At 64.9% G+C, this 749-nt stretch carries 1 protein-coding gene; it reads left to right on the top strand.

Translation table 11 applies throughout. The features are described from left to right. Positions 1-631: NADP(+)-dependent, decarboxylating phosphogluconate dehydrogenase (locus tag CQY20_RS33965; protein WP_474630432.1), on the top strand; the 631-nt coding region annotated here is incomplete at its 5' end. Positions 632-749 lie beyond the last annotated feature (118 nt).

Here is a 749-nt window from a genome sequence, read left to right on the forward strand (position 1 = left end):
ATCCGCCCTCGATCTGGGCGTGCCGGTGACCGGCATCGCCGAAGCCGTCTTCGCCCGCGCCCTGTCGGGATCAGTCGACCTGCGACGCACCACTACTGGGCTGGCATCCGGCAAGCTGAACGGATCGCCAGACGATGCCGGGAAATTCGTCGAGGACGTTCGCCAAGCGCTGTACGCGTCGATGATCCTTGCGTACGCGCAAGGTTTCGATCAGATCCAGGCGGGCAGCGCCGAATACAACTGGAATGTCAATCCTTCTGGTGTCGCGACCATTTGGCGCGGCGGATGCATCATCCGCGCCAAGTTGCTCGACCCGATCCGAGACGCGTTCGACGAGGCGCCGAACCTGGCGTCGCTGATCACCGCGCCGTTCTTCCGTAGTGCGATCGAGTCGGCGATCGACAGCTGGCGGCGGGTGGTGGTGGCGGCCACGCAGTTGGGCATTCCGATTCCGGGCTTCAGCTCGGCGCTGTCCTACTACGACGCGCTGCGCACCGAGCGCCTGCCCGCCGCGCTGACCCAGGGCCTGCGCGACTACTTCGGCGCGCACACCTACGGCCGCATCGACGCCGACCCCGGCCAGAAGTTCCACACCCTCTGGAGCGGCGACCGCACCGAAGTCCCCGCCTGACCTTCCTCCCGCGAGCAGACGCTAAAGTCCCCCCTCTCCTGGGGCGATTTCTGGGGGTGATTGCAACAGCCACCTTGTTGGAGGTTGTTGTGTATCTGAAGGCTTATCCCTGGATTAT

The organism is Mycolicibacterium agri (assembly GCF_002553505.1).
Lineage (GTDB): Bacteria > Actinomycetota > Actinomycetes > Mycobacteriales > Mycobacteriaceae > Mycobacterium > Mycobacterium agri.